The organism is Desulfovibrio sp. Fe33, assembly GCF_028532725.1.
Taxonomy (GTDB): domain Bacteria; phylum Desulfobacterota; class Desulfovibrionia; order Desulfovibrionales; family Desulfovibrionaceae; genus Pseudodesulfovibrio.
Window position 1 is genome coordinate 53,727 of the sequence record NZ_JAQKGU010000003.1, and the last position, 26,629, is coordinate 80,355.

The 26,629-nt window shown below is 57.2% G+C and carries 30 protein-coding genes and 1 tRNA gene; 14 read left to right on the forward strand and 17 right to left on the reverse strand.

The window, feature by feature from the left end; genetic code table 11:
* Positions 1-60: 60 nt before the first annotated feature.
* The 8 genes from PSN43_RS05330 to PSN43_RS05365 form a co-directional block, all read right to left on the reverse strand.
* Positions 61-891, reverse strand: a complete 831-nt coding sequence (locus PSN43_RS05330) for a hypothetical protein (protein WP_272699692.1) — start codon at positions 889-891, stop codon at positions 61-63.
* Positions 892-1,038: 147 nt separating this feature from the next.
* Positions 1,039-1,269 carry a hypothetical protein gene (locus tag PSN43_RS05335; RefSeq protein WP_272699693.1) on the reverse strand — a complete coding sequence of 77 codons (231 nt, stop codon included), beginning with the start codon at positions 1,267-1,269 and terminating at the stop codon, positions 1,039-1,041.
* Positions 1,262-1,552 carry a hypothetical protein gene (locus PSN43_RS05340; RefSeq protein ID WP_272699694.1) on the reverse strand — a complete coding sequence of 97 codons (291 nt, stop codon included), beginning with the start codon at positions 1,550-1,552 and terminating at the stop codon, positions 1,262-1,264. The genes PSN43_RS05335 and PSN43_RS05340 overlap by 8 nt, the downstream gene beginning before the upstream one ends.
* Positions 1,553-1,642: 90 nt before the next feature.
* Entirely contained in the window at positions 1,643-2,863 is a 1,221-nt protein-coding gene (locus tag PSN43_RS05345) for a tyrosine-type recombinase/integrase (protein ID WP_272699695.1), read from the reverse strand.
* A 174-nt stretch (positions 2,864-3,037) separates the two neighbouring features.
* A tRNA-Ser gene (locus PSN43_RS05350) sits at positions 3,038-3,133 on the reverse strand.
* Positions 3,134-3,406: 273 nt separating this feature from the next.
* Complete coding sequence (locus tag PSN43_RS05355; protein ID WP_272699696.1) at positions 3,407-3,793, reverse strand: NifB/NifX family molybdenum-iron cluster-binding protein; 387 nt, start codon at positions 3,791-3,793, stop codon at positions 3,407-3,409.
* Positions 3,794-3,864: 71 nt separating this feature from the next.
* Positions 3,865-4,353, reverse strand: a complete 489-nt coding sequence (locus tag PSN43_RS05360; protein ID WP_272699697.1) for a nucleoside deaminase — start codon at positions 4,351-4,353, stop codon at positions 3,865-3,867.
* 9 nt (positions 4,354-4,362) lie between these two features.
* The gene (locus PSN43_RS05365) at positions 4,363-5,178 is read right to left on the reverse strand and encodes a phosphoribosylformylglycinamidine synthase subunit PurQ (RefSeq protein ID WP_272699698.1); all 816 of its coding nucleotides are present in this window, start codon (positions 5,176-5,178) and stop codon (positions 4,363-4,365) included.
* Positions 5,179-5,351: 173 nt separating this feature from the next.
* Between PSN43_RS05365 and PSN43_RS05370 the strand changes: the two genes are divergently transcribed.
* From PSN43_RS05370 to PSN43_RS05435, 14 genes are all read left to right on the forward strand, one after another.
* Positions 5,352-6,989 carry a CTP synthase gene (locus tag PSN43_RS05370; protein WP_272699699.1) on the forward strand — a complete coding sequence of 546 codons (1,638 nt, stop codon included), beginning with the start codon at positions 5,352-5,354 and terminating at the stop codon, positions 6,987-6,989.
* Positions 6,990-6,992: 3 nt separating this feature from the next.
* Positions 6,993-7,796 carry a 3-deoxy-8-phosphooctulonate synthase gene (gene kdsA, locus PSN43_RS05375; protein ID WP_272699700.1) on the forward strand — a complete coding sequence of 268 codons (804 nt, stop codon included), beginning with the start codon at positions 6,993-6,995 and terminating at the stop codon, positions 7,794-7,796.
* Positions 7,789-8,313, forward strand: coding sequence for a KdsC family phosphatase (locus PSN43_RS05380; RefSeq protein WP_272699701.1), 525 nt, complete (start codon positions 7,789-7,791; stop codon positions 8,311-8,313). The genes kdsA and PSN43_RS05380 overlap by 8 nt, the downstream gene beginning before the upstream one ends.
* The gene (gene lptC / locus PSN43_RS05385) at positions 8,314-8,931 is read left to right on the forward strand and encodes an LPS export ABC transporter periplasmic protein LptC (protein WP_272699702.1); all 618 of its coding nucleotides are present in this window, start codon (positions 8,314-8,316) and stop codon (positions 8,929-8,931) included.
* A 40-nt stretch (positions 8,932-8,971) separates the two neighbouring features.
* Positions 8,972-9,775: an LptA/OstA family protein gene (locus PSN43_RS05390; RefSeq protein WP_272699703.1), complete on the forward strand. Its 804-nt coding sequence runs from the start codon at positions 8,972-8,974 to the stop codon at positions 9,773-9,775.
* Positions 9,776-10,501 carry an LPS export ABC transporter ATP-binding protein gene (gene lptB / locus PSN43_RS05395; protein WP_272699704.1) on the forward strand — a complete coding sequence of 242 codons (726 nt, stop codon included), beginning with the start codon at positions 9,776-9,778 and terminating at the stop codon, positions 10,499-10,501. It begins immediately after the preceding gene.
* A 237-nt stretch (positions 10,502-10,738) separates the two neighbouring features.
* On the forward strand, positions 10,739-12,148 hold the full coding sequence (gene rpoN / locus PSN43_RS05400; protein WP_272699705.1) for an RNA polymerase factor sigma-54: 1,410 nt from the start codon (positions 10,739-10,741) through the stop codon (positions 12,146-12,148).
* Between the two features lie 36 nt (positions 12,149-12,184).
* On the forward strand, positions 12,185-12,724 hold the full coding sequence (gene hpf, locus PSN43_RS05405) for a ribosome hibernation-promoting factor, HPF/YfiA family (RefSeq protein WP_272699706.1): 540 nt from the start codon (positions 12,185-12,187) through the stop codon (positions 12,722-12,724).
* A 2-nt stretch (positions 12,725-12,726) separates the two neighbouring features.
* Entirely contained in the window at positions 12,727-13,176 is a 450-nt protein-coding gene (locus tag PSN43_RS05410) for a PTS sugar transporter subunit IIA (RefSeq protein ID WP_272699707.1), read from the forward strand.
* A gap of 18 nt (positions 13,177-13,194) precedes the next feature.
* A complete protein-coding gene (gene rapZ / locus PSN43_RS05415; protein ID WP_272699708.1) occupies positions 13,195-14,076 on the forward strand; it encodes an RNase adapter RapZ in 882 nt (293 codons plus the stop codon).
* 2 nt (positions 14,077-14,078) lie between these two features.
* Complete coding sequence (locus PSN43_RS05420; RefSeq protein ID WP_272699709.1) at positions 14,079-14,516, forward strand: PTS sugar transporter subunit IIA; 438 nt, start codon at positions 14,079-14,081, stop codon at positions 14,514-14,516.
* Between the two features lie 10 nt (positions 14,517-14,526).
* Positions 14,527-14,991 (forward strand): PTS sugar transporter subunit IIB, encoded by a 465-nt coding sequence (locus tag PSN43_RS05425; RefSeq protein ID WP_272699710.1) that lies wholly within the window; start codon positions 14,527-14,529, stop codon positions 14,989-14,991.
* A 28-nt stretch (positions 14,992-15,019) separates the two neighbouring features.
* Positions 15,020-15,712, forward strand: a complete 693-nt coding sequence (locus PSN43_RS05430) for a PTS sugar transporter subunit IIC (protein ID WP_272700003.1) — start codon at positions 15,020-15,022, stop codon at positions 15,710-15,712.
* A gap of 75 nt (positions 15,713-15,787) precedes the next feature.
* A complete protein-coding gene (locus PSN43_RS05435) occupies positions 15,788-16,708 on the forward strand; it encodes a manganese-dependent inorganic pyrophosphatase (RefSeq protein WP_272699711.1) in 921 nt (306 codons plus the stop codon).
* A gap of 573 nt (positions 16,709-17,281) precedes the next feature.
* On the opposite strand, the gene dapA is transcribed toward PSN43_RS05435, so the two are convergent.
* From dapA to mnmG, 9 genes are all read right to left on the reverse strand, one after another.
* Positions 17,282-18,163, reverse strand: coding sequence for a 4-hydroxy-tetrahydrodipicolinate synthase (gene dapA / locus PSN43_RS05440; protein WP_272699712.1), 882 nt, complete (start codon positions 18,161-18,163; stop codon positions 17,282-17,284).
* A gap of 49 nt (positions 18,164-18,212) precedes the next feature.
* Positions 18,213-19,076: a UshA-like (seleno)protein family 2 gene (locus PSN43_RS05445; protein WP_442874864.1), complete on the reverse strand. Its 864-nt coding sequence runs from the start codon at positions 19,074-19,076 to the stop codon at positions 18,213-18,215.
* 1 nt (position 19,077) lies between these two features.
* A complete protein-coding gene (locus PSN43_RS05450) occupies positions 19,078-19,353 on the reverse strand; it encodes an HU family DNA-binding protein (RefSeq protein ID WP_272699714.1) in 276 nt (91 codons plus the stop codon).
* Between the two features lie 137 nt (positions 19,354-19,490).
* Positions 19,491-20,300, reverse strand: coding sequence for a MinD/ParA family protein (locus PSN43_RS05455; protein ID WP_272699715.1), 810 nt, complete (start codon positions 20,298-20,300; stop codon positions 19,491-19,493).
* 12 nt (positions 20,301-20,312) lie between these two features.
* Positions 20,313-21,164 carry a GGDEF domain-containing protein gene (locus tag PSN43_RS05460; protein ID WP_272699716.1) on the reverse strand — a complete coding sequence of 284 codons (852 nt, stop codon included), beginning with the start codon at positions 21,162-21,164 and terminating at the stop codon, positions 20,313-20,315.
* A protein-coding gene (gene prfB, locus PSN43_RS05465; RefSeq protein ID WP_272699717.1) for a peptide chain release factor 2 occupies positions 21,142-22,261 on the reverse strand; the annotation gives its coding sequence in 2 pieces (ribosomal slippage) (positions 21,142-22,185 and positions 22,187-22,261; 1,119 coding nt in all). The genes PSN43_RS05460 and prfB overlap by 23 nt, the downstream gene beginning before the upstream one ends.
* The gene (gene lnt / locus PSN43_RS05470; RefSeq protein ID WP_272699718.1) at positions 22,261-23,778 is read right to left on the reverse strand and encodes an apolipoprotein N-acyltransferase; all 1,518 of its coding nucleotides are present in this window, start codon (positions 23,776-23,778) and stop codon (positions 22,261-22,263) included. The genes prfB and lnt overlap by 1 nt, the downstream gene beginning before the upstream one ends.
* Before the next feature lie 3 nt (positions 23,779-23,781).
* Positions 23,782-24,603, reverse strand: a complete 822-nt coding sequence (locus tag PSN43_RS05475; RefSeq protein WP_272699719.1) for a hemolysin family protein — start codon at positions 24,601-24,603, stop codon at positions 23,782-23,784.
* A gap of 130 nt (positions 24,604-24,733) precedes the next feature.
* Complete coding sequence (mnmG, locus tag PSN43_RS05480; protein WP_272699720.1) at positions 24,734-26,617, reverse strand: tRNA uridine-5-carboxymethylaminomethyl(34) synthesis enzyme MnmG; 1,884 nt, start codon at positions 26,615-26,617, stop codon at positions 24,734-24,736.
* Between the last annotated feature and the right edge of the window lie 12 nt (positions 26,618-26,629).

A 26,629-nucleotide genomic window follows, 5' to 3' on the forward strand; every position in this document is an offset into this window, starting at 1 on the left:
TTAGATAAAAAACAGGTGGTGATTAGGTAAGCGTGGCAGTTTTGACGAACTGGTATCTTGTTACCTAAAGGGGAGTACGTCGCCAGCCTGGATGCACTCGCACGTTCTTGAAAAATGCCGCCGGAAGACAGAATCCTCAGATCCGGCAAATCCAAGAGACTCAAATTGGGGAAGGTCCCTAAGTCTTCGGCAATGATCAGCCAAGTTATGCTCTCCGGTTACTTCAACCTGATCGTAAAGCCAAATACCAATGGCCCTTGCGCGATTGTGTAGCCTCTGAATAGGAACGGACGGTGATTCTCGCTTGATAGCGCTCAACACTTCACGCGGGTAGCCCGGTCTGCCGCCATGTAAGGAGTCTTCAAGTTCCTGCCTCCATTGAGACTCCCCAGAATTGATTCTGGTCATCAGCATGAGGAGGCGGACGGATTCAAGGGCCTCGGCCATATTTCCCGAGACATCAATTCTGATATCTAGGATTTCCCCCTCTGACTTGATCTGTTCCACCCATGGATTTTGGACCGGCGAAAGTCCTACTCCAAGATTTTCTGGAAATGTTTCTGAGGCTACGGCGTCTAAAATGTCGGTAGCTTTTTCTTTACAGGTCCAATCAGCCGGGAAAAGGGTTTTTCTTTGTTGGTGACTTTTTCTTGCCTGGTAAAGAGCATCCCGTTGGGCTGGGGTTAATCCGCCCCACAAATCAAGTGGGGCCAGCGATTCGATTGCCGAGAAAAGAGCGTTTCTCCAATAATCGTCTTCCTCTTCTGGCGTGGCTTCCACAAAGACATCAATAGCGGCCCATTCTTCATTCTCCAATCTGATGAATTCGGGGTTTCTGGAAACGTATTGCCCCCTCCAAAAAAGGAATTGCTCAAGCTTATTGTTACTCACGCTAGGCCCTCCCGTTAGCCTTCTCCCGTTTGCGTCACGCCCAACCCCGGCGGGAGGCCGGGGCTTTCACCTGGGGGAGCTACCCCCAAGCTAGGGCGTGAAATCTATGCTGCCCCAGCCGAAGCCGGGGGGCGTGTTGTACCGTTGCTAGATTTTTTGGACCGGTTCAAGGATATCGGAAATCTCGCGGACTTGTCTTGTCGCCAATTCCATTGCGTGAGCCATTCCAAAAACCTCTTCTCCCTTTTCCCGGTCCATCTCACAATCCCCCCGAATTTCAAGGCTTCCTTCTATAAAACTGAGAAAAGAATGAAGCTTGGAGAGTTCCCTTTGAGCCTCAGCCATACGTTCGCTTTGGGTCAGCAACGACTTATCCATGAGATGCCTCCGCTCGGAGTCTTCTCGGCATGTCGTCAACCTCGCAAGCGAGGTCGGAAAGTCTCTTTCCAAGGGAAGCGAGCATGTAAGCCGAGCCGAACACCTGACTATAAGACTCATTGCCCGTTCTGTCGCTGATGTTGTCGAGCAATTCACTGATGGCATTGACTGCATGCCCGATCTCTCCAATCTCGTGAGCGTGTTCGAGACAACTTTGCCTAAGCGCCTTCATAGGAATGCCATTGCCATCAGGGGATGTTCCCGCTACTTTCAGTTCAGCCATGATTCTACCTCCTGTGTAGGGTTGTGGTCAGGTCCTATCGGGGTGGTTGCAGCACCCCGGCAGGGCCATTTCTTTTGCTCGATATGGGCTTTATGCTTGCTTGAAAATCGGCACCACCTTGCCGTCTGCGTCCTTTTTCAGTTTGTCCAGGAAGTCAGCCCAGCTTTGCATCATCTCGCGGCGCTGGGGCAAATATTGGCTTCGGTTGTATGCCGCTCGAATTGCGTTTTTCGGGGTATGGGCCAGTTGCGCCTCGATAACATCCGGTTCCCAGCCCGTTTCGTTCAAGAGGGTGGAGGCCATAGCTCGGAAGCCGTGGGCGGTCATTTGGTCATTGGTGTATCCGAGATAGCGCAAGGCCGCGTTCAGCGTGTTTGCTGATATGGGTTTGTCGCCACGGTTGCCGGGGAAAAGATACTTGCCCGATCCGGTCAGGGGGTAGAGATCCGCCAGCACGTCAACGGCTTGCCGGGAGAGCGGGACAAGGTGAGGGCGGCGCATCTTCATCTTTTCGGGGGGAATCCTCCAGGTGGGTGTCTTGCCTTCCAGTTCAAACTCGCTCCACTCAGACTTGCGGAGTTCGCCAGGACGCACGAAGAGCAGGGGGGCAAGGCGTAGGGCGCAGCGGGTTGTGTGTTGGCCGTGATAGCCGTCTATGGCGTTCAACAATGCGCCGACTTCGCGCACGTCGGTTATCGCCGCAAAGTGTTTCTTCTCGGGGGGAGGGACAGAGCCTTGAAGGTCCCTTGTAGGATCGCGCTCGGCACGGCCTGTAGCGACCGCAAAGCGCATTATCTGGCCAATCTTCTGCATCTGTCGCCGGGCAGTCTCAGCCGCGCCCCTGGATTCAATGCGACGGATACATGCGAGGATTTCAGGCGGGGTCAACTCCCTGATCGCCCGGTGTCCTAGCCAGGGGAAGACGTCTTTTTCAAGACGCTGGATAATGGATTTGCCGTAGGGCTTGGAGAAGGCGTGCTTGTAGCGGTCGAACCACTCCAGGGCGATAGTTTGGAAGGTTTCACCCTCGGCACGTTCCAGCGCCTTTTCTTCCTGGCGGACCTGAGAGGGGTCCTGGCCGTTGTCCAGTAGCTTGCGGAAGTCGCGGCGCTTGTCGCGGGCCTCGGACAAACTCACGTCGGGATAGGTGCCGAGAGAGAGCCGCTTCTCCTTGCCCCCAAAACGGTACTTGAGCCGCCACCACTTGCCCCCACGCGGGGAGACTTCAAGATATAGTCCTTTCTCATCGAAAAGACGGTAGATTTTCTCTTTCGGCTTGGCGTTCCGGCAGGTCACATCGGTTAACGGCATGGGGGCAACTCCTTGCTACTTGGGGCAACCTTTTTCCATTTGCCCCCATTATTGCCCCCAGTTGCCCCAATATGTCAATAAACCCTATTTTACCTTATGAGACCACCTAGAAAGCAAAAAACCCCGTATTAACGGGGCTTTCTGTATCTCTCAAGACCTCTTGAGGCTGAAATATGGCGGAGAGGGTGGGATTCGAACCCACGTACGAGCTATTAACTCGTAACTCGATTTCGAGTCGAGCGCGTTACGGCCGGACTTCGCTACCTCTCCAATATGTCCACTTGCGCTGTTGACGTGCTGCGGAAGGGGCCGGGAATTTCCAGGTTGTTCCTTCCGTCGCCCCGGTGCATGTGCTGAACTGTCTGTTTTGTTCAAAACATGCGGAGCGCGTTGTGGAATTGGGTTTATAAACAGAGTCGGCGCGGCTGGCAAGCACCTTTTGGGATTTGTCGGGGGCGGGATGCTGTTTTGTTGGCGGAAGATAATGAAAAACGCCTCGCGGTTTGGCCGGGAGGCGTTTTTGCCGGGGGTGCAAAGTTAATTTTAAAGCGGCTTCAGGTGGTTGTGGTCGTGACCTTCGTGATGGTCGCAATCGTGGTGATCGCAGGTGATCTGGTTGTCCTTCAATTCGCCGGACAGCCATTTGTCAAGGACGTCCTCGATGGGGCCGGAGCAGCCTCGGATTACTTCGATGCCGGCATTTTTCAGGATATTCAACGCCCCCTGGCCCATGTTGCCGGCCAGCATGACCTTGACGCCGCGTTCGGCCAGAACCGGGGCGATGTCGGATTTGCAACCGCACCCTTGGGGCGAGTCCATGCGCTCGCTGAAGGTGATCCGATTGTCCTCGATGGTTACGAGGGTGTAATGGTCGCAATGGCCGAAATGATCGTCGATGAGCCCTTCGCGGGTGGGCAGTGCGATTATCATATGTCTCTCCTGGATGGATGAATGGGTTCGAATGAAATATGATAAGACAAAATCATTCCATGTAAAGGGGACTATTTCCTGCGTTCCAGAAAGAACCGTTTGAGCAGGGACGAGCATTCGCTGCCCATGACGCCTTCCACGGTCCACAGTCGGTGGTTTGCGAACGGCAGGGAACAGCCTTGCAGATTGGAGACGAGAGCTCCGGCACGGTCGTCCCTGGCCGCGAAGACCACTCCGGCCACTCGGGCGTGAATGAGCGCACCCGTGCACATGAGGCAAGGCTCCAGGGTCACGGCCATGATGGTGCCGGGCAGCCGGTAGTTGCCCATTATCCGTGCCGCCTCGCGCAGGCAGAGAATTTCCGCGTGCCCGGTCGGGTCGTGGGTGGCGATGGGCTTGTTGTGGGCCGCCGCGAGCAATGTGCCCGTAGGTGTGAACAGGGCCGCGCCAATGGGGGCCTCTCCAGCCTTGGAACCCTTGCACGCCTCTTCGAACGCAACGTCCATAAGGGCGCGCCAGGTTGTTCCGGCGGGCGGCTGGGGGGCGACGGGCGCGGCCATGGGCGGTGACTACCTGTCCTTCAGGTAGCGCACCCCGGCTTCGAGCATGACCAGGCCAAGCGGCATTTCCGGGTCTGTGCCGCGCGTCCAGGACGGGTGATTGGTCTTGTGGTTGTACGCTTCGGGGTGGGGCATGAGGCCCAAAATACGGCCCGTGGGATCGGTCAGCCCGGCGATGCCGAGCGGCGATCCGTTGGGATTGTACGGATATTCCTGCGTCACTTCGCCGGTCTCGGGATGAATGTATTGGACCGCGATGAGATTATCTTTTTGCAGGGTCTGGAAGGTGGCTTCATCCATGGGGATGATCTTGCCTTCGCCATGGCGGATGGGCACGTCGAGGCAGTCGATGCCCTTGGTGAAAACGCAGGGCGAGGCGGGGTTGGCCTTGAGGCGCACCCAGCGGTCTTCGAACCGGCCGGAGTCGTTGTAGGACAAAGAAACCTGGCGTTCGAAATACCGCCCGCCGATGGCCGGAAGCAGGCCGAGCTTGCACAAAAGCTGGAAGCCGTTGCAGATGCCGAGGATGATGCCGCCTTTCTCGAAGAAACCCTTCAGTTGATCGAGAACGGGTTTGCCGTCCGCGTCGATGGACCACCGCCAGCGCAGGGCCGCCGCCTGGGCCGCTCCCAGATCGTCGCCGTCCAAAAATCCGCCGGGGCAGAGCAGGTAATTGTATTCGTCCATGCGGACATGGCCCGCTGCGAGATCGGAAAAGTAAACGATATCGGCATTATCCGCACCAGCCTGTTGCAAGGCGTAGGCGGATTCCTTCTCGCAGTTGGTGCCGTATCCGGTGATGACGAGTGCATTGACGCGGGCCATGAAATTCTCCTCTTCATATTGACTTTGTCGCAGTACCCTGCAAAATTCGCGAAGTAGCGACGTGCTGGGCAGGAACATACGTGTCCGGCGCACGACAGTCAACATGGCCGGTGAACGAGACCGGTTATGATATATCCTTACAATTCAAGCATAACCAAGGGGCTTTCTGACGCATGAAAACCAAGTTCATATTTATCACCGGTGGTGTCCTTTCTTCGCTGGGCAAGGGGTTGGCCGCTGCATCCATTGGAGCGCTTCTCCAGGCCAGGGGGCTCAAGGCCACCATCCAGAAGCTTGACCCCTACATCAACGTCGACCCCGGCACGATGAACCCTTTTCAGCACGGCGAAGTTTACGTCACTGACGACGGCGCCGAGACCGACCTCGACCTCGGCCATTACGAGCGCTATCTCGGAACGGCCCTGACCCAGCAGAACAACTACACTTCCGGCTCCATCTACAACTCGGTCATTCAGAAGGAACGCCGCGGCGACTACCTGGGCGGCACCGTGCAGGTCATCCCGCACATTACCGACGCCATCAAGGAAGCGGTCATCAACCTGCCCAACGGCGAGGATGTGGCCCTGATCGAGATCGGCGGCACCGTCGGCGACATCGAGGGACAGCCGTTCCTGGAGGCCATTCGTCAGCTCAAGAACGACCTGGGCAAGGAAAATGTCCTGTTCATTCACCTCACTCTGGTGCCGTTCATCAAGGCCGCGGGAGAGCTCAAGACCAAGCCCACCCAGCACTCCGTCAAGGAGCTTCGGAGCGTCGGCATCCAGCCCGATATCATCATTTGCCGTTCCGAAGTGGAACTGCCCGAGGACCTCAAGAAGAAGATCGCCCTGTTCTGCGATGTAGATCAGGACGCCGTCTTCACCTGCGTGGATGTGGATTCCATCTACAAGGTGCCGCTGAAACTTTACGATGAAGGCGTGGACCAGAAGATCGCGATCCTGTTGAAGCTGCCCGCCAAGAACGCGGAGCTTGGTCCGTGGGAGAAGCTCAACGAAACCCTTTCCAATCCCAAGGGCTCGGTCAAGATCGGCATCGTCGGCAAGTACGTGGACCTGACCGAGGCCTACAAGAGCCTGCACGAAGCGCTGATTCACGGCGGCGTGGCCAATGAGGTCAAAGTCGAGCTGGAATACGTGAACTCTGAAAAGGTCACACCGGCCAACGTCGAGAAGAAGCTCAAGGGCCTGGACGGTATCCTGGTACCCGGTGGCTTCGGTTCGCGGGGCATCGAAGGCAAGATCCTGTCCATCAAGTACGCTCGCGAGAACAAGGTCCCGTTCTTCGGTATTTGCCTGGGTATGCAGTGTGCCTGCATCGAGTTCGCCCGCAACGTTATCGGCCTGGAAGGCGCCAACTCCGAGGAGTTCGACAAGACCACCCCGCACAATATCATCTATTTGATGAAGGAGTGGTACGATTTCCGGACCAAGAAGACCGAGACCCGTTGCGAGGATTCCGAGAAGGGCGGCACCATGCGCCTGGGTTCCTACCCCTGCAAGCTCAAGAAGGACACCAAGGCTTACGAGGCCTACAAGGCCGTGAACATCGACGAGCGGCATCGCCATCGTTTCGAGTACAATAACAAGTACATCGAACAGTTCGAAGCGAACGGCATGGTTCTGTCCGGCACGGCTCCCGACGAGTCCCTGGTGGAAATTGTCGAACTGCCGGGTCATCCGTGGTTCTTGGGCTGCCAGTTCCACCCGGAATTCAAGTCCAACCCCATGAAGCCGCATCCCCTGTTCCGGGAATTCATCAAGGCGGCCAAGGACGAGAAGGCCAAGAAGTAGTCTATGGCGGACCTTTATCAAGTCAGCAGGTCCGGCCCGTTCATTCTGGCCGGACCCTGCGCCATTGAGAGCAGGGAAATAGCCCTCGAAACCGCCGGCGTGCTCGCCGAACTGGCTTCGAGACTGAATATCCCCATCATTTACAAGAGTTCCTTCGACAAGGCCAACCGGACCTCCGTGACCAGTTTTCGCGGCCCTGGCCTGGAAAAGGGCCTGGATATCCTGGCCGAGGTGAAGCGGACCACAGGGTTGCCCGTGGTCACGGACATTCATCATCCGGAACAGGCCGCGCCTGTGGCCGAAGTGGCGGATGTCCTGCAGATCCCGGCGTTCCTGTGCCGTCAGACCGACCTGCTGGTGGCCGCGGCCGAAACGGGTCGGGTGGTCAACGTCAAGAAAGGGCAGTTCCTGGCCCCCTGGGACATGAGGAACGTGGTGGACAAGATTCGGTCCGTCGGCAATGACAAGGTCTGGCTGACCGAGCGGGGTTCCACCTACGGCTATAACAACCTGGTCGTGGATATGCGTTCCATTCCGCAAATGAAGGCGTTCGGTGTTCCCGTCGTCATGGACGCCACCCATTCGGTTCAGCTTCCCGGCGGGTTGGGCGGAGCTTCGGGCGGACAGCGGGAATACGTGTCCGTCTTGGCCTCGGCCGCCGTTGCCGCCGGGGCGGACGGCGTGTTCATGGAAGTCCATCCGAACCCGGACAAGGCGCTGTGCGACGGTCCCAACAGCCTGCCGCTCGCCGAGGTGGAGAGGCTTTTGAAAAGACTTCTGGCCTTGTGGGAGATCAATCGTGGCTGACGTGACCGCCCTGGCGCGGAAAGTCCGTCTGTTGGTGCTCGACGTCGATGGCGTGCTCACCGACGGCGGCCTTTATTATGGCGAAGACGGCCTGCTCATGAAGCGATTCAATGTACAGGATGGTCTCGGAATCAAGGTGGCCCAGGCAATGGGGCTTGAGATTGGGGTCATTACCGGATTGAACCAAGCTCCTGTGGAGAATCGAGTCCGGGAGCTGGGCATCAAATTCTATTACGCAGGCCATCACCGCAAGCTCCCGCTGTTTGAGGAGATATGCGAAAAGGCCGGTGTCGATCCGAGCGAAGCCGCTTTCATGGGCGACGACTGGATCGATCTGGCGGTGATGAAGCGCGCCGGTTTGGCCCTTTGCGTGCCCAATGCCGTGCCCGAGGTGGTCGAGGCAGCCGATTGGATGTCCACTCGCAAAGGCGGGGAGGGCGCGGTTCGCGAAGCCATCTCTTTCATCCTCGAAGCCAAGGGCCTCAAGGAACAAGCCCTCAAATACTGGGTGGATTAGATGAAAAGCCGTCCGGCTCTGATTCTGCTCGTCATCTTCGCTCTTGGGCTGCTTCTTGGCGTAGGCGTCAACGAACTCTTTCTTTCCGATCCCATTCTGGAATCGAATGACGCCGCAGACCATGCCCCTGTGTCCCGCGAAGCCATGTTCGCCGACGCCGATATTTCAGCCGAGGACATCGAACTGGTGCAGGGCAAGCAGGGGAGTCTGGACTGGAAACTCCTGGCCAAGAGCGCGAAATATAATCAGGAGCTCGGTGTCATTGCCGTGGAATTCCCCCAGCTCACCGCCTTTTTCGGCGATGACCGCCAGGAGGTCTATGTCCAGTCCGAGCGCGGCGAGGTGGACCAGGGAAATGACAACCTCACGTTGTACGACAGGGTTCGCGGTCGATTCGGAGATCTGGCCCTGGACGCGCAGCAGCTTGATTATGTGGGGGCGATAGGTAAGGTGTACCTCAAGGGCGGCGTTTCGTTGCGTCGTCCCGACATGACCGTCCAGGCGAAGGCCCTGGAGATCGATCTTGTCACGAGACAACTGGTGGCCGCGGGCGGCGTGGAAGCGTTGCTGGCCCCCGAAGGGCTGGATGGAAGCCCTTTGCAAGACGACAAGGAATAAGACGTTGCTGAATACGGTTCGCCAAACGGTTCTTTTGCTGATGCTGGTTTTGCTCCTGGTTCCGGCAGGAGCCATGGCCCAGGATTGGGGTAATGTGTCCGAAGCCACTGTCAACCTCAATGTCCGCAAGGAGCCTGCGCCGGGTTCCGCTCATGTGGTCACCCTGACCAAGGGGGAGCGGGTGAGGACCGACTTTCCGCAAAATGGATGGGTGGCCGTATTCAAGCTTGAAGAACAGGAGCGGGACCTGTCCAAAGCCATCGGGTATGCCAACGCAAAATATTTCAAGACAGTCCAGGTGAAGAAGGCTGAGCCGACGCCCGCTGCCGCTCCGAAACTCGACTCCGGCGAAGGCGAGGTCAAGGCGCCTGTTGCCGTGACTCCGCCGCCCGCGCCGGTGCAGGTGGGCATTGATCCAAGCCGTGTGCCGGTAAAGATCACGTCCGATCGCATGACCTACGACGAGGCGGGCAAGATAATTTCCTTTGTGGGCAATGTGGTCGCCATTCACGGCGAGCTTACCCTTTGGGCCGACAAGCTTTCGGCCTACCTTCTGGCGAGCGGGCAGAGAAAATTCTCGGCCGACAGCATTGAGCGTATTGTCGCCGAGGGTAATGTCCGGGCGAAGAAGGGGAATACCGAGGGGACCTGCGGAAGGCTGACGTATATGGTCGGTCCGCAGCTTCTCAAGATGGAGCAGAATCCCAAATTGCAGGACGGTCCCAATTCCCTGACGGGCGAAGTCATCAATTTCCATATCAAGGACGACCGGTCCGAGGTCATCGGTGGCGAGCAGCGCGTCAAGGCCATCTTCATGACTCCCGGCAACGTGAAGGTGCAATAGATGGGCGAAGGTCTTCGCGCAACCAACCTGTCCAAGCGGTACGGCCAGAAAGAGGTCGTGCACGGCATCAACATTGAGCTTCACCCCCGGGAAGTCGTCGGTCTGCTCGGGCCAAACGGCGCGGGAAAAACCACGACGTTCTACATGCTTGTAGGCATCGTGCGGCCCAACACCGGAGTTGTGACCCTTGACGGGAAGGAGCTTACGGACAAGCCTCTGCACGAACGCGCGAGGCTCGGGGTGAGCTACCTCCCGCAGGAAAGCTCGATCTTCAAGAAACTGACCGTGCGCCAGAATTTGGAGATCATCCTCGAACAGACTTCCATGACTTCCAAGGAGCAGCGGGCCAGGGCGGACGAGCTGCTTGAGATGTTCACCATCACCAAGCTGGCGGATCAGGCGGCCATGTTCCTGTCCGGCGGCGAGCGCCGCAGGCTGGAAATAGCCCGGGCGCTGATCCTCGACCCACAGTTCATTCTTCTCGATGAGCCGTTCGCAGGTATCGACCCCATTGCCGTTATCGACATTCAGGAGATTATCTCCGTGCTCAAGTCCATGGAGATCGGCATCCTCATTTCCGACCACAACGTTCGGGAAACATTGAATATCTGCGACCGGGCCTACCTCGTTTACGAGGGTACGGTCATCCTGGAAGGTGCTCCGACCGATATCGTGAAGTCCAGCCGAGCCCGCCAGATTTACCTGGGCGAAGACTTCCGGCTCTAATCCAAAGACCGAATCTTTTTTTAGCTTTCTCGATTTACACCGTACCCAAAGGTTGGTACACTTTTTTCATGCCATATAGTGCCCGATGGATTGGCAGTAGAAACAGGATGTTATCACCATGGTGTTGCATCCTTTAATTCGTTGTGGCATAGTTCAATCGAAAGAAATGGCAGGCTGTGTAAAAAAATTTTCTTTATCCGTCAGCCGATAAACACAACCCTAAGTGAGTGACGAATCATGGGATTGGAACTTCGACAACAGCTCAAGCTCTCGCAGCAACTGGTCATGACGCCTCAGTTGCAGCAGGCCATCAAGCTGCTGCAGCTCTCCCGTCTTGAACTGTTGGAGACGGTGCAGCAGGAATTGTTGGAGAATCCTTTCCTGGATGAAACGGAAACGGAAACCGAGGTGCCCGACAAGACCGAGGTCCTGACCGAGTCCCAGGCGGAAGAGGAGTTGGTTCGGAACGCGGATTGGGAGAACTATCTCGGCGAATTTTCCTCCACTTCCAAGCAGGCGTTGTCACGCGACCTGGAAATGCCGGAAGAGGGTGTTTCCTTCGAGGCGCGGCTCGCTTCCAAGCCTTCCCTGGAAGGCCATCTCAATTGGCAGATGCGTCTTTCCAGCTTCACGGAAAGCGAGTTGGCGATTGGTGACGTCATTCTGGGCAATCTCGATTCCAACGGCTACCTTCAGGCTTCCATGGAAGAGATAGCCGCCATGGTTCAGGCTTCCGAAGAGGAAATCGAGAGCGTTCTCACCCGCATCCAGCATCTCGACCCGGTGGGAGTGGGGGCGCGCACTCCTCAGGAGTGTCTTCTGGTCCAGATGGAAGTCCTGGGCTATGACGATCCGATTCTTGTCTCCCTGGTGCAGGACCACTTGGAAGACCTGGAAAAGAACCGCTATAAGCCTCTCGCCCGCAAGTTCAAGATTTCCATGGAGGAGCTCAAGGATTATTTGGATTTGCTCCAGACCCTTGACCCCATGCCGGGCGCCAGCTTTTCCAGCACCGAGCCGCATTACGTAAGCCCTGATGTCTTCGTCTACAAATACGGTGACGACTTCGTCATCATCCTCAACGAGGATGGTATGCCCCGTTTGCAGATGAACACCTTCTACATGGATTCCATGAAGGGCGCTGCCGACAAGGAAAAGGAATATTTCCAGGAAAAGATGCGTTCCGCCGCATGGTTGATGAAAAGTCTGTACCAGCGGCAGCGAACCCTGTATAAAGTAGTCGAAAGCATTGTCGGATTCCAAAGAGCCTTTTTCGAGGAAGGCGTGACAAAGCTCAAACCCCTGATCCTCAAGGAGGTGGCAGAAGATATAGAGATGCACGAGTCCACCGTGAGCCGGATCACTACCAGCAAGTATGTTTCGACTCCTCACGGCATTTTCGAGTTGAAGTTCTTCTTCAATTCGGCCCTGGACCTCAATGACGGTTCCCAGGTGGGTTCGGAGAGCGTCAAGGCGCTCATCAAGCAAATGATCTCAGAAGAAGACACGAAGAAACCGCTCAGCGACGAGAGAATCGGCGAAATCCTCCAGGAAAAGCTGGAAGTGAACATCGCCCGGCGCACGGTCGCCAAATACCGCTCGGCCATGGGCATTCCTTCGTCTTCGAAACGCAAGCAGTATTTCTAGATTCTGCTTGCCGCAAACACAACCAGGAGGCAGCGTATGAACATCAGCTTCACTTTCAAGAATTTCGAGCCTTCCGATCACCTCAAGGGGTACGCGGAAAAGCGTTTTGAAAAGGTAGCAAAGTACGTTTCCGATGCGGAGGCAGATCTCCAGGTCAACCTGCTGGTCGATAAGTTCCGCCATAAGGCGGATGTGATCCTGAATTCGGATCGCATTCATATCTCGGCCTACGAAGACTCTGAAGACATGTACTCCACCATTGATATGGTCCTGGACAAGCTGGAAGCCCAGCTCCGCAAGATGCGGGAAAAGATGAAGAACCGCCCCAGACAGGCGCGTCCGAATAAAATGGTGCAGATGAACTACCTGTCCTTCGAGGACGGCAGCGGTTCCGCTCCCACCATCGTCGGCACCGATGCATACGAGCCCAAGCCCATGTCCGTGGACGAGGCCGCCATGCAGCTGGATGCCCTTGATAACGAGTTCCTGGTGTTTCGCAATTCGGAAACCGAAGGCGTTAACGTCATATACAAGAGAAAGAACGGCGATTACGGACTGATCGACCCCGGTAACTAAGCATGAAACTCAGTGACTACCTGGCGAAGGAGTTGATCCTTCCCGAATTGCAGTCCGAAGACAAATCGGACGTGTTGCATGAACTAGTCGCCCCCTTGGGCGAGCAATATCCAGAGATGGACACGGACCAGGCGGTCCGTGTCCTTCTCGATCGAGAAAGACTCGGCTCCACAGGCATCGGGGATGGCATCGCCATCCCGCACGGCAAGCTCGAGGACCTGGAGAAGGTTATCGTGGTCGTGGGGCGCAGCCGGAAGGGCGTGGAGTTCGAGGCGCTCGATCACAGTCCTTGCCATATCTTCTTCCTGGTGCTCGCGCCGGAACAGGTGGCGGGTATGCATCTGCGCGTCCTGGCCCAGATATCCCGCCTTCTCAAGGACGAGGAATTTCGCAAGGAGTTTCTTGCGGCCGAAGATCTCGAGGCCCTCTGGTCTCTCCTCAAAAGCGTCTAAATCGAAGGGTGGGCTCCTTTGACGTCGAACAATTCATTCCCCGTGGTCATCGTTACCGGACTTTCCGGTTCCGGCAAGAGTACCGCACTTCGGGTTTTTGAGGACCTCGGGTTCTTTTGTATCGACGGACTGCCGTCCGAGATGTCGCCCAAACTCGCCGATCTCATTCTCAAATTCGACACCAAATACCGTGGCCTGGCGCTCGGCATGGACCTTCGCCAGTTCGAGTTCGTTGACGGATGGGGACAGGCGTTGGAAGGGTTCCGGGAACTCGGCATCACGCCGCAAGTCCTTTTCCTTGAGGCTAAGATGGCCGAGTTGGTTCGCCGTTACGCCACGACTCGCCGTCCGCATCCGCTCGAGTGCCGTAATCTCGGGCTGGAACAGGCCCTTGAAAAGGAAAAGCAGCTCCTTGAGCCGGTGCGTTCCCAAGCCGCCCTGGTCTTGGACACCACGGACTATTCCATCCACGATCTGCGCAGGGTCATTCAAACCAAATGGTCGGCCCTGGAAGACGTGCGTATGGGGATGCGGGTGCACATCATCACCTTCGGCTTCAAGTATGGCGTGCCGTCCGAGGCTGATTTGGTCTTTGACCTCCGTTTTCTGCCTAATCCCTATTTCGACAAGTCGCTGCGCCCATTGTCCGGCATGGACAAGGCCGTGTCCGACTATGTCCTCGATAATCCCGCCGGGAGCGGGTTTATCAAGCGGTTTCATGAATTTCTGCTTTATATCCTTCCGCTTTACGCAGACGAAGGACGCTACAGGATAACTCTGGCGCTGGGTTGCACCGGAGGCCGACACAGGTCGGTATCCGTTGCCGAGTCGGTACTGGCGACACTCAAGGAAAAAGGGTATACAGTATCGATTGAACATCGACATATGGAACTCGGTTAGACATGGTTGCAAAGACTGAAAAAAAGGAAGGCGTGATCGGCGTGGTGCTGGTTACGCACGGAACTTTCGGCGAAACCCTGCTTCAGGCGGCGGAGATGGTCCTGGGTCCCCAGGTGAACTGCCTGGCCGTGGGGATCGACGTGCAGAAGGGTGTGGACGAGGCATTGGAGGGCGTAAGAAAGGCCATCCAGTCTCTTGAACAGGGGAAGGGCGTCCTGGCCCTCACCGACTTGTTCGGCGGTTCTCCCACGACCATGTCCCTGTCGCTTATGAAATCGGAAAATGTCGAGGTTATCACCGGCGTCAATCTGCCCATGCTCGTGGCGGCCCTGCAAGGGAGATCCATGCAGTTGCATGAACTGGCCGAACGGGCCATGGTCGCAGGTCAGCAGGGAATCAAGGTCGCCGGGGCGATGCTGCGTAAAAAAGCAAAGAAGTAGGAATAAAGCCGTGACTCTCGTTCGTATCGACAACCGCTTGATTCACGGCCAGATCATCGAGACGTGGCTGCCGTACACCGGAGCCAGGACCGTCATCGTAGCCAACGATGAACTGGCCCACGACATTTTGCAGCAAGAGATCATGTCTCTGGCCATTCCCCAGGCGGTGAAGAGCTCCTTCATCACCGTGGACGAAGTGCCTGAAGCCGTTACCAAGCTGAGTTCCAATCCCGGCGAATACGCCGCAATCATACTTTTTTCCAACTGTTCCGACGCGCGCCGGGCCTTCGATTCCGGCTTCGGCTTTCATGTGCTCAACATCGGGAATGTCCATTACAGCCCGGGCAAAAGGCAGATTTCCCCAAGTGTGGCCTTGTCCGATGAAGACGAGACCTGTTTGAGGCACCTCAACCGGAAGGGCGTTGAACTGGATTTTCGATGTGTTCCCAATGATCCCATACAGGTGAGGTTCTAGCCGCCATGATTTTGCACCACTCCTTCGCCTGGTTCGCTCTGGTCGCTTTTTTTTTGCCCTCTTCTCCCTCTTTCGATCAGCGCTAAGCATCGGGCTTCTTGAACGCCCTCTGGTGGTGGGTTTCTTCTGGGGCGCCGCTACGGGAGAATTTACCACCAGCCTTTATATCGCCATTTTCTTTGAACTGTTCTGGCTCGACCTGATTCCCGCAGGCACCTACATCCCCCCGCAACTCACTGCCGCGACGTTTTCCGCCCTGACTCTGACCACCTACTTCGGCCTGGAGCAACCGTCCCGAATAATGCCGGTGCTTTTTGCCAGTATGCCTTTGGCCTGGATTGGCACCAAGGTGGAAGGATGGTTGCGCGAAAGAGAGCAGGGCAGCTACAACTCGCTGTTGAATTGGGTTCGCAATCCCGGCACCGTCCATCTTCCAGGCGTACTCATTTTGCGTTCCATGACAAGAAGCCTGTTCATGAGCTGGATTTCTTTTCTGGCGGCGGTTCTCGTTCTCAAGCAGGGGTTTGAGATCATCTTCACATTGTATCCGGCGATTTTTTCCCGGCTCGGTGTTACCTGGGCCTACCTTTGGGTGGCCGCGTCCCTCGGGGGACTAATGGCACTGCGGCTGAAACGGGCATATGTCGTTCTTGCGACGGGTATAATTCTTTTCTCGCTTTTCTTGCTTTGGCCCTCCATTTTAGCTTGGCAGCCGGTATAGTTTGTGATATCTGTCACATTCTGTTTTAGATGCTCAAATTCCTGATAAAGGATAATTCAATTAGGAGGACTTGATATGGCTATTTTGGTTGTTGGACACAAGAATCCCGATACCGACACCGTTGCTTCCGCGATCGGTGCCGCCGACCTGTACAGCAAACGTGGCATGGAGGCCAAGGCCGTCACTCAGGGCGAAATCGCTCCCGAAAGCGCATTCGTGCTTGAGAAGTTCGGCTTCGCTGCTCCCGAGATCGTCACCGACGCCACCGACCAGAAGATTATCCTGGTCGACCACACCGACATTTCCCAGACCATCGACAACCTGGACAAGGGTGAACTCCTGGCCGTCGTCGACCACCACAAGCTGGGCGACGTCACCACCCCCGGTCCGCTGGAAATGTGGGTCTGGCCCGTGGGCTGTTCCGCCACTGTTTTGAAGTCCATGTATGACTTCTACAACGTGGAGATTCCGGCCAACATCGCCGGCATTATGCTGTGCGCCATCCTGAGCGACACCGTCATGTTCAAGTCCGTTACCTGTACCGACGCCGACAAGGCCGCCGTCGAAGCTCTGGCCAAGATCGCCGGTGTTGACGACGTTATGGCTCTCGGCATGGAGATGTTCAAAGTCAAGTCCGCCGTTGACGGTGCTTCCGCCAGCGAGCTGGTCTTCCGTGATTACAAGGACTTCGATATGTCCGGCAACAAGGTTGGCATCGGCCAGTTGGAAGTCGTGGACCTGTCCATGCTCGACGCCCACAAGGCCGCCCTGCAGGCCGAGATCGAGAAGGTCAAGGCTGAAGGCCGTCACTCCGTCTTCCTGCTCCTGACCGACATCATGAAGGAAGGTTCCGAGATGCTCATCGCCTCCGACGACCCCGCGGTTGTCGAGAAGGCCTTCGGCATCGCCACCAAGGGCGAGCCCGTCTGGTTGGACGGCGTCATGAGCCGCAAGAAGCAGGTCGCCCCCAACTTCATCAAGGCTTTCGAAGCCTAAGCTGAAGACTGCTGATTTAGTGCGCAAAGTCAGGCCCGCCAGCATTGTGCTGGCGGGCTTTTTGTTTTGTGGGGGGGACGCATTGGAAGAACCCATGGCCGCAATTGATTAAATTAGCCGACAATTAAAATCTTGGAATATGCAAATAAAATAATGCCTCGGCTTTAGTCAGAGGAGGAAATCAACTCCCCGCCTTCGCGGCTAAACGCTGATGATAAAAAAACGCGCCGAAGGCGCATATATGGGATGCAAGGGTGCGAACCCTTGCCCGCCGGAGGCGAAATTACCTGACTATTGCCGCGAAGCGGCTTTCAACTCCTGATTTTCCTCTTCAGGGAGTAACGGCGAAATCCGAACTTGATGAACATCAAGGCTCAATCAAGGGCAGGCGTTGTGTCAATCTTGATATGAACGGAGATGACACAGGCCGCCAGCGATAGCCGGTTCCGAAGCTCTGGCCCCTAGCCCGACTTTCAAGAGTGTTTAACGGCAACCAAAAAGGGACGGCTTTGGGGCCGTCCCTTCGGGGGAGATGACGAAAAAGGCCCCGGCAAAAGCCGAGGCCTTGGAATATCACAAAAGACCGGCAGTTTTCAGCACGGCTTCCAGTTTGGGTTTGTTCTCGTCCAGCAGGGGAACGATAGGCAGACGGAACTGGGCGTCCTTGAAAATGCCCATCATGGCCAAGGCTGTCTTGACCGGGATGGGATTGGTCTCCATGAACATGGCGCGGTTGACCGGAGCCATCTTGAGGCTCAACTCAAGGGCCTTTTCGTGGTCCTTATCAAAAAAAGCGCTGCACATGTCGCTCATGGCCTTGGGCATGATGTTGGAGACGACGGAGATGACTCCGACGCCGCCCACGGCCAGCAGGGGCAGGACCGTGAAGTCGTCGCCGGACAGCAACTTGAAGTCGCGTCCGCAGAGCTCGACCACTTCGGCTCCCTGACAGAGATTGCCGGTCGCTTCCTTGACGGCGATGGCTTCGGGAACCGCGTCCTTGATCATCTTGAGGGTGGACGGCAGGCAGTTCAGGCCGGTCCGGCCGGGAACATTGTAGATGACCAAGGGCATGGAAGCTGCTTCGGCAATGGCTTTGAAGTGAGCCACCAAGCCGCCGGGGGTGGGCTTGTTGTAGTAGGGGGTGATCTGCAGGGCAGCGTCGGCTCCGGCATCCTTGGCCATCTTGGTCAGCTCAATGGCTTCCTTGGTGGAGTTGGATCCGGCTCCGGCGATAACGGGAACGCGGCCTTTGGTCTGGTCGACGCAAATCTTGATGACCCGTCCCTGTTCCTCGTGGGACATGGTCGCCGCTTCTCCCGTGGTGCCGCAAGGCACCAGGCCGTCAATACCCTGCTCGATCTGCCATTCAATGAAATCGCGATAGGTCGGTTCGTCGACTTCGCCATCCTTGAAGGGCGTCGAGAGAGCTGTAAAAGCTCCTCTTAATTCCATCGTCATCTCCTCCTGAAGTATACGTAGCTATCCGGCATTTTCGCCGTTTCTATTCGAAGAGGGCGTTAATGTCCGGATTGTCCTTGATTGCGTCGTTCATGCCTACGGAAGCCGATGTATAATTCTTCGCTTCATCCCACGCAAATGAATTTTCTCTTTTCGGCCATTGCAGGACATTGACTTCGGATATGCTGCGCCCCTTATCATAGGGCCGGACCCACAGACAGCGGCCATCTGCCAGCACCCGTCCGTTGATGCCCGATCCGTTTCCGCTGCCGAAAAGCATGTCCGGCACGTACTCGGGATTTGATTTGAGATAGGCGTTTTCCGCAACCCAGCCCCAGTCAGTCAGGGCGATGAGCAAATCCACCTTGCTACGATTCTCTCGTATTTGCTTCGAGAGACGGGTCACAAGGTCTTGCGGAACTTCATCATCGGTCCCATTGGGCAGGGAAGGGAAACGCAGGAAGCCGATTTTGCGGCCGTCCTGTATCGTCACCACGGTGAAGGCCTCTTGCTCGGCGCTCTTTCTCCAGGATGGAAGTGGAACGTCGTCTTTTCGAAGAGCCTCGGCTTCCCTGGCGGAGAGCAGGCCGACGTCATAGCGCATGACGTTGAACGCCTCGTTCAGAGCCGCCAAGGTTTGGCCGGGTTCCGGATCACCTGTCGGGCGCAGGAATTCCCAAGCTCCGGAAACCAGCAGTCTTGGGGCGTCGGTGCGGCGAACGTCCATAAAATACGTGGCCCGACGGGCCACCCCTCCGAGGGTTTTACCGCCTCAAGTGGGGCATGGCCGCACCGCGCCATACGTATTCGCCGAATAAAGGATGGTCAGAACAGAACCCTGCGCGCGGGCGTCGCCGCACACAAGGATCAGAGCTGCCAGAAAAAGGCAGTATGAAAGTCGTCGCATCCTACTGGTTGATATATTCCTTCAGCTCTTTGCCGGGACGGAAGAAAGGAAGCTTTTTGGGCTTGACCGATACGACGGTCCCGGTCTTGGGATTGCGTCCAGTGTACCCTTCGTAGTCCTTGATCTTGAAGCTGCCAAAACCGCGAATCTCCACACGGTCGCCGCGAAGCAGGGCTTCCTTGACCGAGTCCACGAAGGCGCCAACCACTTTGGTGGCCTCGTCAACGTGCATTTTCTTCTGTTCCGACAGAGCCTTGATCAATTCGCTCTTATTCATGGTGTTCCCCCTGAAACAGGCATTTCCCGCTGGTCCCGACAATGGGCCTGCGAGGTAACTATAAAGGAATCAATTCCGTAATTCTCACTAACTATGCCGAAAAATGGCTCTTTTCGTCAACTATTATTTCCTGAATTTCATTCAGAGGGAAAATTTTTTAAAATGGGCCGTCCGGCGATGCGTTTCAGGTTGTCTTCACGGTAGCGAAGAAGCTTCTTGGCGATGCCGACGATATCCTTGCTGGCAGTAGTCTGCGGGGCGAATTTAAGGAGCGGGGTCTGGTGGCGAACGGCCTCGACCAGGGTTCGATCTTGATGCACGAAGCCGAGGCTGCGCAGCTCGATGTGCAGGAAATTGCGGCAGGCCGCGTCAAGCCTATCAAAGGTTTGCTTGGCCTCCTTGGCGCTGGTGGCCTGGTTGATGAGCACCAGGAAATCTTTCACGTCGTGCTGGGTGGTCAGTACTTTAATCATGGCGTAGCTGTCTGTCAGCGAGGTCGGTTCCGGAGTGACGACCACCACGCGTAGTTGGGTCAGCGAGGCCAGGGAAAGTACGGTGTGGCTGATGCCCGCTCCGAGATCAAGCATGAGAAAGTCGTATTCGCCTGCCAGGGTGATGAGTTTCTTGAATAGGATATCCTGGAGGTCTTCATCCATTTCAACCAACTCGGGGACGCCGCTGGTTGCGGGGAGCATGTCGAAGCCGTTTTCGATGGAGACCAGGACATCTTCGGCGTCCACCCCGGTTTGCAGCAGGTCATGCAGGTTGCGGTCGGGGGATATGCCGAGCAGGACATCAAGATTGGCCAGCCCGAGGTCGCAGTCCATGAGCAGGGACGTGATTTTCATGGCGTGCAGGGCATAACCCAGATTGAGAACTATATTGGTTTTGCCAACGCCGCCCTTGCCGCTCATGATCGAAAGGCTGAGTGTTTTGTTGTTGTTCATTATACGTCTCCGTTATTTCCCGCCGAACAGGAACTGCTTTTCGTTGGCGTGAACCAGGGTGTCGTTGGGGACATTGTCCGCAAAGGGGAGTCTGGATACCCTGATTTGATCCTTGCCAGCGGCTTTGGCGTCGTAGAGGGCGCCATCCGCCATTTCGATCAGTTCCTTGTCAGTGATATTCACGCTCCCCTTGTAGCAGGTGAGACCGATGGAGCAAGTGACGTTGAAGGTCTCGCTGCCATCCGGAGCGGTGAATTCCAGTTGCCTGAACTCGCCGAGCAGGCGGTCGAGCATCTGTTGCGCCCGGACCACACCGGACCCGGCCATGACCAGGGCGAACTCTTCGCCACCGAACCTGGCGGCCAGGTCGTAGCGTCGGGTGGTTGCCTTGAGATGCCCTGCAAATGCGCGGAGAACCTCGTCGCCCTTGGAGTGCCCGTAGGTGTCGTTGACGCTCTTGAAGTCGTCCAGATCGAAAATGGCCAGCGAAAGCGGGGTGCGCGCACGTTTGGACCGTTCGATCTCGATATCCAGAATACGGTCGAAGGCACGACGGTTGGCCAGTCCCGTGAGGGGATCGTGATCGGTCTGGTAGGCCAGTTTTTCCAGGGTTTCCTGGAAGCGCTTGAGATTCGGGTAGGCATCGCTGTCGATGGGCAGCGAGAGCCATTGCCCGAGGTCGTGTTCGGCGGCAAAGGCGTCCCAATCCTCGGGCGACATTCCATTGAGGAGCCGGAAGATCCAGACAGCCTGGTCGAGAGGCGCGGTGCACTCGTTGTAATGCTCGCACAGCTCCTTCTGGAGCGAAGAGAGTTCCGAAGCGAGCGCCGGCTCGGGGAAGTTAATCTTTTTGTCCGTGGGCATGGATGAATAATAGGTAGTTTCTGATCATTTCGTCCAGATCCCCATCCAAAAAGGCGTCCACGTTGCCGCTTTCGCAGTTGGATCGGTGGTCCTTTATCAGGCGATACGGTTGCAGCGTGTACGTCCGTATCTGGCTTCCCCAGGCGATGGCTCCCTTGGACTGGTAGTCCTGCCTGCGGCTTTCTTCGATCTTCTTGAGCTCCTGTTCGTACAGGCGGGCCTTCACCAGGCGCAAAGCGGTGGCCTTGTTGCGGTGCTGGGACTTTTCGTTTTGGCACTGGGCCACGATGCCCGTGGGGATGTGCGTGATGCGCACGGCCGAGCTGGTCTTGTTCACCGACTGGCCGCCGGGGCCGCTCGATCGGAATGTGTCGATGCGCAGGTCCTCGTCCCGGACTTCGATTTCGATGTCGTCATCCATGTCGGGATAGACGTCGACCGAAGCGAAGGAGGTATGCCGCCTGCCCGAAGAATCGAAGGGGGAAATGCGGATGAGCCGATGGACGCCGGTTTCGCCTTTGAGCAAACCGTAGGCGAACAGTCCTTCGATTTGAAGGGTCACGGACTTGACGCCCGCTTCGTCGCCCGCCTGGTAGTCGAGTTGCGTGACCTTGAATCCCTTGCGTTCGGCGTAGCGGTTGTACATGCGCAGGAGCATTTCGACCCAGTCCTGGGATTCGACGCCGCCCGCGCCGGGATGGATTTCGAGGATGGCGTCGCCCTTGTCGTGCTCGAAAGCGAACATGGTCGCCAATTCAGTGCCGGACAGCCGCTCCCTGAGCAGGCCGACCTGCTGATTCAGGGCGGCCAGGGATTCTTCCTCAGGATTTTCGTGGGCAAGTTCGAGCCATGCGTCCAGGTCGTCCTTTGCTTCGGACAATCTGTTATACATTTCGAGCTTGGAAGAAAGCTGGCTCTTTTCCTTGAGCAGCGGAGTGAGCGCTTCGGGGTTGTCCCAGGCCCCGGGCTTGGAGATCTCTTTTTCTATCTCGTCGAGCCGCGTTTTGGTCTCGGCATAGTCAAAGACGCCCCCAAAGGGATTCGTATTGTTCGATGAGATCCGCGGAGGCGGCTTTGAGTTCGGGATATTCCAACATTATTCAGTGATTCCTTTATTTCGTCTGGCAGCATAGGCGATAAAGCCGAAGGCGGCCACGGTCATGACGTACACGAATATCTCCAGCCTGCGGCTGACGGCATGATACACGGTATTCGCCGAGAGGGCAGCGATTTTCATGCTGAGGTTTTCCGCCCGGAACTGTTCGGCCTGCGCGGCCCTGCGTCCCACCGGATCGATGAAGGCGGAGATTCCGGTGTTGGTGCAGCGCGCCAGCCAGCGTCCCTGCTCCACGGCCCGCATGGTCGCCAAGTCGAGGTGCTGCCCGGGAGCGGATGTGTTGCCGAACCAGGCGTCGTTGCTGATGTTCACCAGCACGTTTGCACCGCGCTCCACCTGTTGCTGGGCCAGCTCCGGGAAGATGGCTTCATAGCAGATGAGCATCCCCAGCGCAACGCCGTTGAGTTTGAGCGGCCTGTTGTTCTCGCCCGCCTGGAAATTGCCCGCTGCCTGGACCAGCTTTTCGAAGGGCACCCATTTCTCGAAAGGCATGTATTCGCCGAACGGGACCAAATGCTCCTTGTCGTAATACTGTGTGGTTCGCCCTGTCGAATCCATGAGCCAGGCGCGATTGTAGAGAACGTAGGCGTTGGTTTTCGTGTCGGTCACGCGATAGGCGGGCGAGCCTGCGATGATCGGAGTTCCGGTCTCGCGGGCCAGGATTTCAACCGCCTTGCGATGGGGAGTCTGCTCCTGAAGATAGAAGGGCATGGCCGTTTCAGGCCAGATAACGACCTCTGGGTGTTCGGCAGTGATGGCCTCGATGCTCAGCTTACCGTATTTTTTGATAGTTTCCGCCTGGTAGGAGGGAACCCACTTTTCTCCCTGGTCAACATTGCCCTGCACCATGCTGACCATGTAGTCGCGGTTGCCGACATTGAAGGTGGCGGTCCGGTAGAAACCGAAGCCCGAGATGAAGGCGGCCAGGCCCACGGCCAGCCAGAGAGAACTGCGGTATGTCGAACAGAGCAGGATGGCCGTGGCCAAGGCGGCGAACACGCCGGACAGGCCGAAAGCTCCGACAAGCGATGCTCCCTGCACGGCAAAAGGCCAGGACGCGAAGGCCGAGGACAGTGTCATCCAGGGAAAGCCGGAAAACAGGCTGCCCATGAGCATTTCCATGCTTGACCAGGCGAATCCGGCCAGGAGGCAAAGGGGAATGCCGTCGATGAGCTTCCCCGCGTGATGGATGCCATAGGAGAAAAGTCCGAAATACAGGCCGATAAACGCGGCCAGAAGAACCGGGCAGGGCAGGGCCACAAACCACGGGAGGCCTCCGTATATCTGTACCGGAATGACCATCCAGTAGAAGCAACCCGTGGCGGCGAGCGTTCCCGCCAGCCAGCCGTATCGGAAGCTGCGCCCGCCGGAGGTGGCCCGCAACCCTATCCAGGCCAACCCCAGAGGGAAGGCGAGCGCGGCCAGGGGGAAATGGAAAAGGGGATTGGCGAATCCTATCCAGGCCCCCACGGTCGCAAGAAGAACCAGCTTGAGCACGGCTTACATTTGCCCCAGAGGTTCGACCTTGATGGTCCAGATCTGACGCTCGTCGGCTTCCATGATGGAGAACCGCCATCCGGAGAAAGTGTAAAGCGCGCCCGGCTCGGGAATACGTCCGGCCATGGCGGCCAGGTAGCCCCCGATGGAGTCCACTTCCTCGCTTTCAAGGTCGAGACCGAACTTGCGGTTGACATCCTCAAGGGGCGCACGGCCAGAGACCATGAAGGTGCCGTCCGGGAAATCCTGGATTTCGTCGGGACGCTGTTCATCGTATTCGTCAGAAATCTCGCCGACGATTTCTTCGAGCACATCCTCCATGGTTACCATGCCGGACGTTCCGCCGTACTCGTCCTGAACGATGGCCATGTGGAGCTTTTCCCGCTTGAAGTAGGCGAGCACCTCGTCCAGGGGCTTGTCCTCGGCCACAAAGAAGGCGGGCCGCAGAAGCTCCATCACGGACCGGTCCAATTCCCCCTTGAGCAGAGGCTCGAGGAGGTCCTTGGCGTGGACCACTCCGAAGATGTGATCCTTGTTGTCCTGGTAGATGGGGATGCGCGAGTGGGCGCCCTGGGTGAAGATGAGCTCGGCCACGTCCTTGACCGTGCTTGCCGCGTCGGCGCACACCATGTCCGTCCGTGGGACCATGATCTCTTCCACGAGCTTTTGGTCCAGTCCCAGAACGTTCAGGAGCATGGAAACCTCGTGGCTTTCCAGCTCGCCGTCAGCCTTGGCTTCGAGGATGTGCTCCTCTATCTGATGATCGTTATTGCCAAATAATTTCTTGAAGATAGTACGAAATCGACTGTCGGAACCTTCGTCCAAGACCAGACTCCTTGAAGGGGTTCAAAACGATGCGCATGGCGCAGATCCTTTTTCGTGCGAATGTCGCATCGATATTCATGTATTTAGACAGACTGCGACACCCTGTCAACTCGCGAAAATGAACGGTCTGTTACGATAGACCGAGTTTTTTCATGTGGATTTCCAGGCAGGAGAGCGCCGCAGGAGTGACGCCGGAAATACGTCCGGCCTGGCCCAGGGTCCTGGGCTGTATGCGGGACAACTTTTCCACGACTTCTCGCGTCAGGCCGGATACTGCGGAATAGTCCAGGTCCTCGGGCAGGACTTTGTCCTCAAGGGACTTGAACTTTGTCACCAGTTCCTCCTGCTTGACCAGATAGCCCTCGTAGCGCACCTGGACTTCGGCCTCGCACAGCACTTCTCCGTCCATATCGGCCAGTTCCGGGAGAAACGGGGTCAGTCTGCCGATTTCCATTTGCGGCTGACGCAGCAGGGCGGCCAGTTCCACAGCCTTGCCCGGCACGGACGCGCCGATACTTTCGAGAAGCTCACGCGTGGGCGCGTCGGGCTTGATGCGGATGGTGCGCATTGCTTCAAGCACTGCTTGAAGTTTTTCCCGCTTGTCGGTGAACAGCCGCCACTGGTCGTCATCGACGAGACCAATATCACGGCCCAAGGGCGTCAGCCGTTCATCGGCATTGCCTTCGCGCAGCAGCAGCCTGTGCTCAGCTCGGGACGTGAACATGCGGTAGGGTTCTTCAGTGCCCTTGGTCACCAGATCGTCCACCAGTACGGCCATATACGCCTGATCGCGGGAGAGCAGGAAGGGCTCCATCCCGCGCAGCTTGCAGGCCGCGTTCAGGGCGGCCCACAATCCTTGGGCCGCGGCTTCCTCATAACCGGACGTGCCGTTGATCTGTCCCGCGCAGTATAGCCCGGGGAGCGCCTTGGTCTCCAAGGTGGGCTTGAGTTGCGTGGGGGGGAGAAAATCGTATTCGATGGCATAGCCAGGCCGGACGATCTGGGCGTTTTCGAGGCCGCGAATGGCCCGGATCATCTTTTTTTGGACGTCGAAGGGCAGGCTGGTGGGGATGCCGCTCGGATACATCTCCGGACTGTCCAGTCCCTCCGGCTCGACAAATATCTGGTGCCGGTCCTTTTCGGGGAACCTGGCCACCTTGTCCTCGATCGACGGGCAGTAACGCGCTCCGGTTCCTTCAATGATTCCGGTGAACATGGGCGAACGGTCGAAGCCGGAGCGGATGGCCTCGTGCGCCTGCTCGTTGGTATAGGTCAGCCAGCAGGACACCTGGGGCAGGGAGACGGACTTGTTTCGGAAGCTGAAAGGCACGGGCGGGTTGTCGCCCGGCTGTTCCTGCATGGCCGTGAAGTCTATGGAGTCCCGGAGCAGGCGGGGCGTGGTGCCGGTCTTGAGACGGCCCAGCTCGAAGCCAAGCTCGCGCAGGTTGGCGGACAGGGAATTGGCTGCCGGATCGCCCATGCGTCCGCCGCTGAAATGCTCCAGGCCGATATGCATCAGACCGCGCAGGAATGTGCCGGTAGTCAGGAGGACGGCCCTGGCTGGGAATATCTCACCCAGTTTGGTGCGCAGACCGGACACGCGGCCGTTTTCGGCCAGCACCGCAGCGCCCATGTCTTGGAACACCCAAAGGTTTTCCTGTGAAAACACTGACCCTTGGACCGCCTGCATGTAGCGGGCGCGGTCTATTTGGGCCCGGCTCGATCGGACGGCCGGGCCCTTTCTTGTATTCAGAATGCGGAATTGGATGCCGGCGGCGTCGGCCCACAGTCCCATCATGCCGCCCAGGGCGTCGATCTCCTTGACCATATGGCCCTTGGCCAGGCCGCCGATGGCCGGGTTGCAGGAGAGGTGGCCGATGCGGTCGACATTGATGGTCAACAGCAGGGTTTTCAGGCCGAGCCGGGCCGAGGCCACGGCGGCCTCACAACCGGCATGGCCCGCGCCGACCACGATGAGGTCGAACTCGGCTGGGATCGCTCCTGTGCGCTGCATGATTCCTCGTCG